Raw genomic sequence first — 13,375 nt, forward strand, 5'->3', positions numbered from 1 at the left:
TTATTAATGCTGATTTGATTGGTATAATAAACTGAATAAGTATGAAAGTGAGATTGACAAAATGGACTTAGAAAAAATGAGCGAGCACCAAAAATATATTCGAAATTTTTCCATTGTCGCTCACATTGATCATGGTAAGTCAACTTTAGCTGATCGTATTTTGGAACTAACGGATACGGTTCCCAAGCGAGATATGAAGGATCAGTTATTAGATAATATGGATTTAGAGCGTGAACGCGGTATCACTATTAAGTTAAATGCGGTGGAGTTAACTTACCACGCCAAAGATGGTAATGACTATGAATTTCATTTAATTGATACTCCGGGTCATGTGGATTTTACTTATGAGGTATCAAGAAGTTTAGCTGCCTGTGAAGGCGCTGTACTGGTAGTTGATGCTGCTCAAGGGGTAGAAGCACAAACTTTAGCTAATGTTTATTTAGCATTAGATGATGATCTTGAAATCGTGCCAGTTATTAACAAAATTGATTTACCATCTGCAGAACCAGATCGAGTAAAAAAAGAAGTAGAAGATATGATTGGTATTGATGCCTCTGATGCTGTTTTAGCTAGTGCTAAAAAAGGAATTGGTATCGAGGAACTATTAGAACAGATTGTACACAAGGTTCCAGCACCTACGGGATCATTAGACGCACCTTTAAAAGCTTTAGTTTTTGACTCAATTTATGATGATTATCGCGGAGTCGTTTTAAGTGTGCGGTTGTTTGAAGGTACAGTGCAACCTGGCGATAAAATCAGATTAATGAATAGTGGCAGTGAATATGAAGTTACTGAAGTGGGGGTTAACTCCCCGGGTCCTGTTAAACGTGATTACTTAATGTCTGGTGACGTTGGTTATATCACTGCTAGTATTAAAGATATTACGCAAACCCGTGTGGGTGACACAGTAACTAATGCAAATGATCCTGCTGCTGAAGCATTACCAGGTTATCGTGAAATGAATCCAATGGTCTATGCTGGATTGTATCCTACTGATAATGCTAAGTTTGATGATTTACGTGAAGCCTTAGAAAAATTAAAATTAAATGATGCAGCTTTGGAATTTGAACCTGAAACTTCACAAGCGTTGGGCTTTGGTTTTCGGGTGGGCTTTTTAGGCCTTTTGCATATGGATGTAGTTCAAGAACGACTGGAAAGAGAATTTAACTTAGATCTAATTACAACAGCACCCTCAGTAACTTATAAAGCTAATATGACTGATGGTAGCGTTAAATTAGTCGAAAATCCGGCGGAAATGCCAGAAGCTTCTGAAATGAAAAACATCGAGGAGCCATATGTCAAAGCATCCATTATGGTTCCTAATGATTATGTTGGGGCTATTATGGAATTATGCCAGCGACGTCGGGGACAATTTGATACAATGGAATACTTAGATGATTATCGGGTTAATGTCATTTATTACATGCCTTTATCTGAAATTATTTTTGATTTTTTTGATAAATTAAAATCCAGCACAAAAGGGTATGCTTCGTTGGATTACGAGATGGCCGGCTATCGGATTAGTGATTTAGTTAAGATTGATATTTTGCTTAACAGCGAAAAAGTTGATGCTTTAAGTTTCATCACCCATAGAGATTTCGCTGATAAACGAGGAAGAGATATTACTTCTAAGTTAAAAACTATCATTCCACGTCAAAACTTTGAAATTCCAGTTCAAGCAGCTATTGGCTCTAAAATCATTGCCAGAACTAATATCAAGGCTTATCGAAAGGACGTTACTGCTAAAATTCATACTGGTGATCCAGATCGTCGAGCTAAATTATTGGAAAAACAAAAACGTGGTAAGAAACGAATGAAATCGGTTGGTAAGGTGGAAATTCCACAAGCAGCCTTTATGTCAGTTCTTCAAACCGGCGATGACGAAAAAAGTGATAAGTAGACCACTTAACCAATTCTGAGTTCTGGAATTAATTTTGTGTCAATGATAATTTGATGATTATCATCTTGGTGGTTTAAGACACGATTAATTAAATGATTTTCTGTAATTTGAGTTTCAAAATCTTTTTGTGAAGGTAAGTTGAGCACTTCACGATTGGGAGATTGTGCTAATGAAACTTGATTTAAAATTAAATTAGCTGGGGTAGCGTTTAAAACGTTAATGATGGCCCGAATAGCAACCCAGCCATTAGCAATAGCGACTGGATTAAGGTATTCACGATAAAAGACCTGACTACCTTTAAACATGATATTACTTTGGGCATTTTCGGTTGTTGCTGTATAAGAAATTTCAACAGTATCTCGTTTAATTTTATTTATAAAAGTAATTTTAAATGGAATCATTTTCAAGCAGCTCCTCTAGCAGCAAAAATTTAACTGGAAATTTAGCTCAATTTGAGTTATTTTATTTATCATAACATTAATTCGTTTTTCCTTGTCGGAAGTTATATAATAATACAAATATAAATCATTGTTGGGAGGCGTCCACTATTTTAGAAAGAACAAAACACTTCTTAACCGAAAACGGTTATCATTATAAAAAAGAATATATGCGGCCACTTTTTACCCCGGCTAATATTTATATTTTTAAATTTGGTCGTGAAAAATTAGATAACCGCTTAATTATTCGTTATGATCATAAATGGACTGGCCGACAAAGAATCAAAGAAATTGATTTACGGTTACACAAGCAACGTCATCCTCGAGTATTTGATAGTGAAACAGAACTGTTAAGTTACTTGGAGGGGCATTTGTTGCGTCATGAAGCAGAAGTTCATGATGATCAAACATCCAAATAAGTATCAAATTTTAAAAAAGCATCTCATTAGGATGCTTTTTTTGTATAATTAAAGTAAATAACGTTTGAGAGGAACCTTTACAAATGAAGTGGACCGAAATAACTGTACAAACTAGTAGTGAGGCTGTAGAAGCAGTTTCTAATATTTTAATGGAATTAGGCTCAAGCGGCCTATCAATTGAAGACGCGGCTGATTATGCCAAACTAAAGGCAGGCCGTTATGGTGATTATGGTGAAATTATTGATCCAACTAAGCTGATTCATATTGAATCTGGAGCAATGATTTCGGCTTATTTCCCAGAAAATATCAATATTAGAGAACAAGTAGACTTAATTCGTGAAAAGGTCACAGCGTTAAAACATGTGGGCCTAAATACGGGTAAAGCCGAAGTTAGTATTGTAGCAGTAGATGATAAAGACTGGGCCACTGAATGGGAGAAATACTATCATCCAGTTAGAATTACCCATTTTTTGACGGTAGTACCTCAATGGGAAGATTATCAAATTCAATCACCACATGAACAAGTAATCAGGTTAGATCCTGGAATGGCATTTGGTACAGGAACTCATCCAACTACGCAATTAACGTTGCAAGCACTAGAAACAGTAGTTATGGGCGGCGAATCAATGATTGATGTTGGAACCGGATCCGGTGTGTTAAGTATTGCAGCTAAATTGTTGGGAGTGGATACCATTTTTGCAACTGATTTGGACGAAGTTGCTGTTGAATCTGCTCAAAAAAATATTAATTTAAATCCCCAAGCAACTTCTATTGAAGTAGTGGCTAATGATTTATTGAATGGCATCAATAAACATGTAGATTTAGTGGTTGCCAATATTTTGGCTGAAATCATTGTGCCACTAATTCCTCAAGCCTGGCATAACTTAAATGATGGTGGTTACTTTGTGACATCTGGAATAATTGCTGATAAGATTGATTTGATTTTAAGTGAAATGAAAGCACAAGGTTTTAAAATTATTCAAACAAGTAAGATGAAAGACTGGTATGGTGTGATTGCACAAAAGCCTAATCCAGATGAGGGTTAATTTTTGCAACATTATTTTATAAATCAAAATTTAACACTAGGAGATCAAATTAAACTACCGAATGACATTGCTCATCACTTTGTGAAAGTAATGCGAGCCGTGGTAGGCGATCAATTAGAATTAGTTTCAGAAAAAAATCAAACTCTTTTTGTAGCCAAATTGATTGATGCGGATAATCATATTGTTCAAATAATTGAAAATAAAAAAAACAATGTCGAACTGCCGGTGAATGTGACTATTGTTTCGGGGTTGGCTAAACAAAGTAAACCGGAATTGATTGTTCAAAAGGCCACAGAATTAGGCGTTCATCGCATTATTTTTTTACCGATGCAACGGTCAATTGTTAAGTGGAATCAAAAAAGTGTTAAAAAAATTAGTAGGCTACAAGAAGTGGCCCAAAGTGCTGCTGAACAGTCACACCGAAATGTAATTCCTAAGGTAGATTATTTAGCTGATTGGGATGCATTGTTTCAAGAATCATTTGATCAGAAAATAGTTGCTTATGAAGAAGTGGCTAAACAAGGCGAGACAGCAGCGTTAGTTAAAGTTTTACAACAAATCCAACCGAATGAAACCATCGTAAGTGTTTTTGGTCCTGAAGGTGGGTTGACCGATACAGAAGTAAATAAGCTAGTTGATCATGGTTATATTGCGGCCGGACTAGGTCCTCGTATTTTACGAACAGAAACGGCACCACTATATTTTCTAAGCGCAGTTTCTGTTATGTTAGAGTTAATGCGTAATTAAACAACGAAAGGGATGAGGATAATGGTAAAAGTAGAATGGACTGCTGATCAGGTATTAGCTAAAGTAGCTGAATATATGAACGAAGAACATGTTAAAGAAGTTCAAAAAGCCTATGATTACGCTGCTAATGCCCACATAAATCAAAAAAGGCAATCAGGTGAGCCTTATATTACTCATCCAATTCAAGTGGCCGGTATTTTAGCTGATTTGCATATGGATCCAGCGACCGTTAGCGCTGGCTTTTTGCACGATATTGTGGAGGATACAGATGTAGAACTCGATGATATCAAAAAATTATTTGGTGACGATGTGGCTTTAATTGTAGACGGGGTTACTAAACTCAGTAAAATTAAGTATAAATCTAGTGAAGAACGACTAGCAGAAAATCACCGGAAGCTATTACTGGCTATGTGTAAAGATATTCGAGTAATGATTGTTAAGCTAGCTGACCGTTTACACAATATGCGTACCCTAGATTCTCTTCGGCCAGAAAAACAACGACGAATTTCAAAAGAAACTTTGGAAATATATGCCCCCTTAGCTGATCGTTTGGGGATTGGGACAATCAAATGGGAATTAGAAGATACTGCTTTAAGGTATTTAAATCCCCAGCAATATTACCGAATTGTTCATTTGATGAATTCTAGACGTGATCAACGAGTTGATTACATTGATAATGCCATTCAAGAAGTGCAGGATTCCATTAGTGATTTGGGTATTGAAACTGAAATTTATGGACGTCCTAAGCATATTTATTCAATTTATCGAAAGATGGTGGATCAACATAAACAATTTAGTCAAATTTATGATCTTTTAGCCATTCGGGTGATTGTCAAATCCATTAAAGATTGTTATGCGGTTTTAGGGGCTATTCACACTAAGTGGAAACCAATGCCGGGACGATTTAAAGACTACATTGCTATGCCAAAAGCCAATATGTATCAATCACTGCATACTACAGTAATTGGACCCGAAGGCAAACCACTAGAAGTTCAAATTCGAACGGTGGAAATGCATCAAGTGGCTGAATTTGGTGTGGCCGCTCATTGGGCTTATAAAGAAGGTGTCACCGGTGAAGTTCAACAAACCAACGATAATAGTAAGCTAAATTGGGTTAAACAAATTATTGAATTGCAAGAAGATACCGATGATGCTTCTGATTTTATGGATGGAGTTAAGGGCGAGCTGTTTGGTGATCGGGTTTATGTATTTACGCCCAAGGGCGACGTATATGAGTTGCCCAAAGGGGCGGGACCACTAGATATGGCCTATATGGTTCATACTGAGGTTGGTAATCATACCACTGGTGCCAAAGTTAACGGTAAGATGGTACCATTGGACTTTAAGGTTCAAAATGGCGATATCGTTGATATTATTACTTCTAGTAATTCAGCGGGGCCTAGCCGAGATTGGATTCCATTAGTTCATACTCATCGGGCACGAAATAAAATAAAACAATTCTTCCGCCAAAAAGAACGAAAAGAAAATATTGCTACTGGTCGAGCTGAAATCATAAAAAAAGTACAAGAAGCTAATTTCGATCCTAAAACGGTATTTACTGAAGAAAAAATCGAAAAAGTAGCGGAGAGTATGCATTATAAACACGCAGACGATTTATTGGCAGCAATCGGTTTTGGTGATATTCAACCAACCGGTGTAAGTAATCGATTGACTGCTGATATTCGGGTACAACAAAAAAAGCAACGGCAAGATCAAGCTGAAAAAGAGTTACTGGAAGAACACCATACTTTAAGTGGCGATCAGGCAACAGACCATAAGGTTAATGGTAAACAAAAAAAACCGGCTGACGGGGTCGTTATTGATGGAGTAGATAATTTATTAGTGCGTCTCAGTCATTGTTGTACGCCGGTTCCTGGTGATCAGATTGTTGGTTATATCACTAAAGGTAGAGGTGTTTCGGTACACCGAATTGGTTGCCCTAATGTGGCCAAGGCTGAACAAAGTGGTGAAAGAATAATTCCAGTTTACTGGGGTAACAGTAATGGTGATGGTAGTAACTATCCAGTTAATTTGTCGGTTCAAGGATATAATCGTCCCGGGTTATTAGCTGATGTTTTAAATGCAATTAATAATGCTACTAAAAACGTTTCATCCATTAACGGAAAAGTTGATCATAATAAACTAGTGATTATTTCTGTGACTGTTGGTGTTAAAAACATTGATCAAATTGATCGGGTTTCAAATAGTATTAAATCAATTAAAGATGTTTATATGGTGGAACGAATATTTAGATAGAGGGAAATAAATGAAAGTTGTTTTGCAGCGAGTTAGTAGCGCCAGTGTTTCAATTGATTCTGTAGTAAAAGAAAAAATCAACCGCGGCTTTATGCTTTTAATAGGCGTAGCAGATTCAGATGGATTAGAGGAAATCGATTATTTAGTTCGTAAAATAAGTCACTTGAGAGTGTTTGAAGATGAAAATGATAAAATGAACCTAAGTCTTTTGGATGTAGCTGGTCAGATTCTATCAATTTCTCAATTTACTTTGTATGCTGATACTAAAAAGGGCAATCGTCCTAGCTTTACTAAAGCCGGACGGCCTGAACACGCTCAACAAATTTACAATCAATTTAATGAATCATTACAAAATGCCGGAATAAAAGTAGCTACTGGTGAATTTGGTGCTGATATGGCGGTATCTTTAGTTAATGATGGACCAGTAACGATTATATTTGATACTGATAATAAATAACGATTGGAGAACAAATGATGATTAATCAACTATTTTGGGACTTTGATGGAACGCTTTATGATACTTATCCAGCGATGGTGGCGGCATTTCATCAGGCTCTAATTGAAATGCATATTGATGATTTAGAAATTGATGATCATTCCATTTATACTACAATGAGGCAACAATCTTTAGGGACAGCATTTATTCAATTTGCTGCTGAATATGGAATTGCTATTAAGGAATTAAAGAAAAAGTATTACTCTCGAGAAGTAGAAGAGGTAAAAAAGGCTAAGCCGATTGCTGGGGTTCCGGATATTTTAAAAACGGCTATTACTCATGGCGGCGCGAATTATCTCTTAACTCATCGAAATGATCAAGCTAAAGAATTATTAAAAAAGGATCATTTAGATGTTTTATTTGCGGATGCGGTCACGGCCGATATGCCTTTCCCAAGAAAACCTAAGCCTGATTCATTAAATTATTTAATCGAAAAACATGCGGTTAATCGGGATGCAGCTATAATGATTGGAGACCGTGAATTAGATATTTTAGCAGGTCATAACGCTAATATTGCCGCCGGATTATTTGATCCGGATGCTTTAATTGTACAAACTGGTAATCCAGAAATTAGAGTTTCACAAATGGCCGAACTTGGATTGTGGCTTCAAACGGATAAAGACTAAAAAAACATGGCTGTCATCTAATAAAGATGATGGCCATGTTCTTTTAAAAATAATTATTTAATCCTGTAACTACGTCTTGAGCAATTTGATTTTGGTATTTAATACTTTTGATACGTTTAAAATTACTATTGGAATTAATATAGCCAGTTTCTAATAATACTGCTGGAACTGTATTATTACGAATAACTAAAAAGTCACCAAATTGCACACCCCGATTAGGTAATGGTAGTGATCTTAACTGGTTATTAATATTGGTGGCTAGCCGTTTAGACGCACCATCATGATAATAATAGCTAGTCACTCCTGAAGCAGAATTAGCAACATCTGATGAATCTAAATGAAAACTAATAAATGCATCGGCATGAACCTTTTCGGCAAGTGCTGGACGAGAAACTAAACTAGTGGTTTTATCAGTACTTCTAGTTAAGATCACTCTAGCTCCTTGGCTTCTAAGTTGCTGGGCTACGCGTTTAGCAATTTGGAGGGTATATTTTTTTTCATATTTTTGGGTATTAGATAGTGCCCCTGTATCATCACCACCGTGTCCAGGATCTAACACAATGGTGGTTTCTGCCAATTTAGAATGGTGACCAATCGTGGTTTTATCAACTAGCCAAGATGCAACCCACCCGGTTTGCTTATGATTGGCTACCACTTTTAGCCAATTATTTTTTTTAGCAGTTACTTGCAGATGAGTACCTCTTTTTACAGTTCCCTTTAGGGAATAATTTACTCCTGGACCACTTCGGACATTTAGTTGACTGATTTTTACCGTAACAGAATTAGAAAAATAAACGTTTAAGAGAATTAATAGTGTAAAGAGTGTGACTATAATTGCTATAATTAAGCCTCGTTTTTTAATAAGATTTGTCAAAGTCATAACTCCTGAAAATTGATTTAATTGCATTATAGGTCATTTTCAAAGGTGAACCAAGTTTATTAAGCATTCTTGACATTTTATTCAATTTCTATTAGGCTAAAACTTGATATTAAAGGTTTTACGCAACTTTTTAAAATTACGTTTATGCCGTAACGAACACTCGTCGGGGTGTTTTTTTATTTAAAACTTAGGAGGAACATCATGAGATTCCAACGTCCAAAGGGAACAGCGGATATTTTACCAGGTGAGTCAGAAAAGTGGGCTTACGTGGAAAATATTGCCCGTGATTTATTCAATAATTATCAGTATCAAGAAATTAGAACACCATTGTTTGAAAATTTTGAAGTATTTTCTAGATCATCAGGAGAAACATCTGATGTCGTTACCAAAGAAATGTATGATTTTCATGACAAAGGTGATCGTCATATCAGTCTTCGACCAGAAGGAACTGCTGGAGTTGTTCGAGCATATGTGGAAAATAAAATGTATGGTCCGGAATATCAACGCCCAGTTAAACTTTTTTACATGGGGTCCATGTTTCGTTATGAACGCCCACAATCAGGTCGACTCCGTGAATTTCACCAAATTGGGGTAGAAGCCTTTGGTAGTGATGAACCCGAAGTAGATGTTGAAGTGATTGCTATGGCAATGGATTTATTACAACAATTTGGCTTGACGGATTTACGATTGACTATTAATACGTTAGGTGATCAAGAAACTCGCGATGATTACCGTCAAGCGCTAATTGATTATTTAGAACCACATTTTGAGGAATTAAGTGATGACTCTAAGTTACGTTTGCATAAAAATCCACTGCGAGTATTGGATAGCAAGGACCCACAAGATAAGGTTTTTGTTAAAGATGCACCTTCCATTTTAGATTTTCTATCAGAGAATTCTCAAAAGCACTTTGATCGAGTTCGATTGCTATTAGATACTTTAAATATTGATTATGAAGTAGATGCGACTATGGTGCGAGGGCTAGACTATTATAACCACACTATTTTTGAAATTATGACACAGGCCAAGACCCTTGGTGATGGGTACACAACAATTTGTGCTGGTGGTCGATATAATGGTTTAGTTAAAGAACTGGGTGGTCCGGAAGTATCTGGTGTTGGCTTTGGTTTGGGGGTTGAGCGTTTATTACTTCTATTAGAAGCTCAAGGTGTTGATATGCCATCTCTAAATACTTTAACGGCTTATATTGTAGGTATTGGAGAAGAGACTTCCCCTGCTACAATGAAGATGGTTCAATCACTACGGCAACAAGATATTTCTGCTGAAAGAGATTATCTCAATAGAAAACCAAAAGCTCAGTTTAAATCAGCTAATAAAAATAATGCTCAATTTACGATTACGATTGGTGAATCGGAAATGCAAAATCAAACGGCTAATGTTAAATCAATGGTCACTGGTGAGGAAGTTTCAGTTCCTCAAAGTGAGATTATGGTTAACTTTAAACAAGTTGTTACCGATTATTTTAATATTTAATTTTAAATCAGTTACTTAATAAGTAACTGATTTTTTTACTCATATTGTTTATTAATTGTTATACTTGGTAGGTAACTATATTAAGTGAGGTAAGATGAAAAACAATGGACGATTTTGGTAGTGTTATTAAACGCCATACATATATTACAAAAGCAACGACATCCGTAATTTACGGAATCCTAGTGTCGATAGCGGTGAACTTTTTTTGGACGCCAGGACACATTTATTCTTCCGGAATTACCGGTTTTGCGCAATTGCTAAATACCATATCTAGTAGATTTTTACCGGTAACAATCCCAACTGGGGCTGGATTATTTATTCTGAACTTGCCATTATTTATTTTAGCCTGGAAAGCAATCGGTCATGAGTTTACGGCTTTTACTTTTTTATCGGTATTAATGTCTAGTGTGATGATTCAGTTGTTGCATCCCATTCCACTAACTCATGATCCCATTATTTGTGCTATTTTTGGTGGGGCAGTTAATGGTTTTGGAACGGGATTAGCACTTAGAAACGGTATTTCTACCGGTGGTTTAGACATTTTGGGTATTGTTATTCGAAAGCGCACGGGTAGAAGCATGGGAACAATAAATATGTTCTTTAATTCGTTTATCATTATTGCTGCCGGTTTTGCTTACGGCTGGCCATACGCTTTGTACTCAGTGCTAGGACTAATTGTTAATGCCCGAATTATGGATATGACTTATACCAACCAACAACGGATGCAAGTAATGATTATCACTGATCGACCGAATACCGTCATTGATAGTATTCAAAATCATATGCGTCGAGGAGTTACTATCGTTAAAAATGTGGAGGGAGCTTATCATCACGATCCTAAAACCATTTTGTTTACCGTTATTTCTGGTTATGAGATGAATGAGTTGGAAGAAGCATTAGAAGAGTCTGATCCTAAAGCATTTGCGAGCGTGTCTAATATCGTTAAAATACTGGGTCATTTTTATGAACCAGGACCTTAAATTAAAAAAGTAATATATTCCTAAGTTATTTAGTTCGAACTAAGGGAATATGATATAATATCGGCTGTAAAATAAATCGTTAGTGCGGTGAAGATAGTGAAAACTGTATATTTGTGGTTAATCAGATTAGTGTCGTTATTAAATTTATGGCGACCTAAAAAGAAAATTGTGTACCTGATGAGTTTTGGTAATAACGTTAATTTTATTAAGCAGTTAGCGCAAAGTTTACCACAACAGACTCAAATTATTGTGTTGTATCGAGAAGAAGCAGAGGCAGCGGCTACTGATCTAGCCGCTTTTGGATTGGAAACCATCCAATTTGATGACAACTTGTATTTTGCTACTCAACTAATTCCCGTCATAATGGGTGCTAAAATCATCTTTTGTGATAATTATTATGCTTTTCTTGGTGGATTAGTTCATTCTTCACGAACTAAAATTGTTCAACTCTGGCATGCAGCTGGCGCAATTAAAAAATTTGGTTGGGAAGATCCCATAACTAACAGACGTAGTAACAGCGATAAGCGGCGTTTTCAGCAAGTGTATAATCAGTTCAATGAATATATTGTTGGCTCTGAAGCGATGGGGTCGGTGTTTGAAAATAGCTATCATGAACCCAGTTCTAAAATGCAGCTATTAGGTTATCCACGCTCGGACCGTTATTTGAATCAAACCTGGATTCAAAATTCACGTGAAAGAGTTTATTACATTGCACCAGAGTTGAAAAACAAACGGGTAATTTTATATGCTCCTACATATCGAGAGAATAAAAGTGTTCAGTTACCCAAGGGAGTTTCAGAGGCGCTAACGGTTGATCCTGATGCAATTGTAGTTATTAAACTTCATCCGTTGCTAAGAAAACATGAACACGAATTACAACGACAAAATACCGCTCAAATTCGGTTTTATCATCAATTATCAACTAGTGAACTATTGACGGTGACTGATACCTTAATTACTGATTACTCGTCAGTAGCTTTTGATTATAGTCTGTTAAAAATTGCAAAATCAATTATTTTTTATATGTTTGATTTTGATAGTTATCAGCAAAATCCTGGTATACAAGATGATTTCTTAAGTTGGTTGCCATCTAAACCAGTTAAAACGTTGGCTGAGTTAAAAGCGGCCATTTTAAGTCGACAAGAAACCGATTTTAATAAATTTAACGAAAAATGGAATACTTATAATGATGGTCAAGCGACCGGTCGAGTTGTTCGACGTTACGTCAAATACGTTACTAAAAATAATAGAAAGAATAAGGAGTCTTAATTTTGAAAGAAGTATATATGTTGCTAAAGGAGCAAGTTTCCAACTTCGGAATTATTTCTCGAATTTCTCGATACACTGATAAGGCAGAGTATCAGAGCCACTATCTGGGATTAGTTTGGGAGTATCTTTATCCACTAATTCAAATTGGTATTTACTGGCTAGTGTTTGGGATTGGTTTGAAAAAAGGTAATGCAACTGGTGGGGTTAGTTATTTAGCCTGGATGGTAATTGGTATTACGCCTTGGTTTTACATGAACCGGGCTACACTGGATGCTTCAAAGAGTATTTACCAACGAGTTGGAATGGTTTCGAAAATGAAATTTCCAGTGAGCATATTACCAACGATTAAAATTTTTAGTAACTTAAGTTCATTTTGGACAATGTTAGTTGTGTCTATTTTGGTTGGTTTGCTTCATGGAGTTCACCCAACAATTTATTGGATTCAATGGATTTATTATTTCATTGCCATGATTGCGTGGTTACTAGCATTTGGTATTTTTAATTCGACTATTTCTATTTTGGTTCGTGACTACCATATTTTGTTACAATCATTTATGAGAATGCTATTTTATATGTCTGGTGTTTTATTTAACTTCCAAACAGATGCATTTCCAGCACCCATTGTTAGAATTCTGCAATTAAATCCGTTCTTTTACGTGGTGTCTGGTTTTCGAGAATCTATGTTGGGCCACACGTGGTTCTGGCAAAATACGACTTTAAACTTAGTATTTTGGGGCTTTGTGCTATTCTTCTTACTTGTAGGATCACATTTACACTTTAAGTTCCGTTCTAAATTTGTGGATTTAGTTTAAGTCAAGGAGCAAT

At 36.1% G+C, this 13,375-nt stretch carries 13 protein-coding genes; 11 read left to right on the forward strand and 2 right to left on the reverse strand.

Translation table 11 applies throughout. The features are described 5' to 3' along the window. The first annotated feature begins 61 nt into the window (after nt 1-61). A complete protein-coding gene (gene lepA / locus HII32_RS06435; protein WP_172189529.1) occupies nt 62-1,900 on the forward strand; it encodes a translation elongation factor 4 in 1,839 nt (612 codons plus the stop codon). Between the two features lie 5 nt (nt 1,901-1,905). On the opposite strand, the gene HII32_RS06440 is transcribed toward lepA, so the two are convergent. After that, a complete protein-coding gene (locus tag HII32_RS06440; RefSeq protein ID WP_172189531.1) occupies nt 1,906-2,301 on the reverse strand; it encodes a hypothetical protein in 396 nt (131 codons plus the stop codon). A 206-nt stretch (nt 2,302-2,507) separates the two neighbouring features. On the opposite strand from HII32_RS06440, the gene HII32_RS06445 reads away from it, so the two are divergent. The 6 genes from HII32_RS06445 (at nt 2,508) to HII32_RS06470 (ending at nt 7,927) form a co-directional block, all read left to right on the forward strand. Beyond that, the gene (locus HII32_RS06445; protein ID WP_216655659.1) at nt 2,508-2,756 is read left to right on the forward strand and encodes a hypothetical protein; all 249 of its coding nucleotides are present in this window, start codon (nt 2,508-2,510) and stop codon (nt 2,754-2,756) included. A gap of 83 nt (nt 2,757-2,839) precedes the next feature. Then, a complete protein-coding gene (prmA, locus tag HII32_RS06450; RefSeq protein ID WP_172189533.1) occupies nt 2,840-3,802 on the forward strand; it encodes a 50S ribosomal protein L11 methyltransferase in 963 nt (320 codons plus the stop codon). Between the two features lie 3 nt (nt 3,803-3,805). After that, the gene (locus tag HII32_RS06455; RefSeq protein WP_172189534.1) at nt 3,806-4,549 is read left to right on the forward strand and encodes a 16S rRNA (uracil(1498)-N(3))-methyltransferase; all 744 of its coding nucleotides are present in this window, start codon (nt 3,806-3,808) and stop codon (nt 4,547-4,549) included. Between the two features lie 21 nt (nt 4,550-4,570). After that, entirely contained in the window at nt 4,571-6,805 is a 2,235-nt protein-coding gene (locus HII32_RS06460) for a RelA/SpoT family protein (RefSeq protein ID WP_172189535.1), read from the forward strand. 10 nt (nt 6,806-6,815) lie between these two features. Then, on the forward strand, nt 6,816-7,262 hold the full coding sequence (gene dtd / locus HII32_RS06465; RefSeq protein WP_172189536.1) for a D-aminoacyl-tRNA deacylase: 447 nt from the start codon (nt 6,816-6,818) through the stop codon (nt 7,260-7,262). Nucleotides 7,263-7,279: 17 nt separating this feature from the next. After that, the gene (locus HII32_RS06470; RefSeq protein WP_172189537.1) at nt 7,280-7,927 is read left to right on the forward strand and encodes an HAD-IA family hydrolase; all 648 of its coding nucleotides are present in this window, start codon (nt 7,280-7,282) and stop codon (nt 7,925-7,927) included. A 43-nt stretch (nt 7,928-7,970) separates the two neighbouring features. Here the strand turns inward: HII32_RS06470 and HII32_RS06475 are convergent, their stop codons facing one another. Continuing rightward, entirely contained in the window at nt 7,971-8,807 is an 837-nt protein-coding gene (locus tag HII32_RS06475) for an N-acetylmuramoyl-L-alanine amidase family protein (protein ID WP_172189538.1), read from the reverse strand. Between the two features lie 201 nt (nt 8,808-9,008). Between HII32_RS06475 and hisS the strand changes: the two genes are divergently transcribed. The 4 genes from hisS (at nt 9,009) to HII32_RS06495 (ending at nt 13,362) form a co-directional block, all read left to right on the forward strand. Next, a complete protein-coding gene (gene hisS, locus HII32_RS06480) occupies nt 9,009-10,301 on the forward strand; it encodes a histidine--tRNA ligase (protein WP_172189539.1) in 1,293 nt (430 codons plus the stop codon). A gap of 104 nt (nt 10,302-10,405) precedes the next feature. Further along, complete coding sequence (locus HII32_RS06485) at nt 10,406-11,281, forward strand: YitT family protein (RefSeq protein WP_172189540.1); 876 nt, start codon at nt 10,406-10,408, stop codon at nt 11,279-11,281. Between the two features lie 96 nt (nt 11,282-11,377). Next, nucleotides 11,378-12,550, forward strand: coding sequence for a CDP-glycerol glycerophosphotransferase family protein (locus HII32_RS06490; RefSeq protein ID WP_343034673.1), 1,173 nt, complete (start codon nt 11,378-11,380; stop codon nt 12,548-12,550). Between the two features lie 2 nt (nt 12,551-12,552). Then, nucleotides 12,553-13,362: an ABC transporter permease gene (locus tag HII32_RS06495; protein WP_172189542.1), complete on the forward strand. Its 810-nt coding sequence runs from the start codon at nt 12,553-12,555 to the stop codon at nt 13,360-13,362. Nucleotides 13,363-13,375: the final 13 nt, after the last annotated feature.

The sequence above is a fragment of the Lentilactobacillus kribbianus genome (genome assembly GCF_013184075.1).
Taxonomy (GTDB): Bacteria; Bacillota; Bacilli; order Lactobacillales; family Lactobacillaceae; genus Lentilactobacillus; species Lentilactobacillus kribbianus.

Coding starts and splice junctions, on each gene's coding strand:
- hisS (WP_172189539.1), top strand. CDS start 9,009: ATGAGATTCCAACGTCCAAAGGGAACAGCGGATATTTTACCAGGTGAG.
- HII32_RS06475 (WP_172189538.1), bottom strand. CDS start 8,807: ATGACTTTGACAAATCTTATTAAAAAACGAGGCTTAATTATAGCAATT.
- prmA (WP_172189533.1), top strand. CDS start 2,840: ATGAAGTGGACCGAAATAACTGTACAAACTAGTAGTGAGGCTGTAGAA.
- lepA (WP_172189529.1), top strand. CDS start 62: ATGGACTTAGAAAAAATGAGCGAGCACCAAAAATATATTCGAAATTTT.
- HII32_RS06485 (WP_172189540.1), top strand. CDS start 10,406: ATGGACGATTTTGGTAGTGTTATTAAACGCCATACATATATTACAAAA.
- dtd (WP_172189536.1), top strand. CDS start 6,816: ATGAAAGTTGTTTTGCAGCGAGTTAGTAGCGCCAGTGTTTCAATTGAT.
- HII32_RS06470 (WP_172189537.1), top strand. CDS start 7,280: ATGATTAATCAACTATTTTGGGACTTTGATGGAACGCTTTATGATACT.
- HII32_RS06460 (WP_172189535.1), top strand. CDS start 4,571: ATGGTAAAAGTAGAATGGACTGCTGATCAGGTATTAGCTAAAGTAGCT.
- HII32_RS06445 (WP_216655659.1), top strand. CDS start 2,508: ATGCGGCCACTTTTTACCCCGGCTAATATTTATATTTTTAAATTTGGT.
- HII32_RS06440 (WP_172189531.1), bottom strand. CDS start 2,301: ATGATTCCATTTAAAATTACTTTTATAAATAAAATTAAACGAGATACT.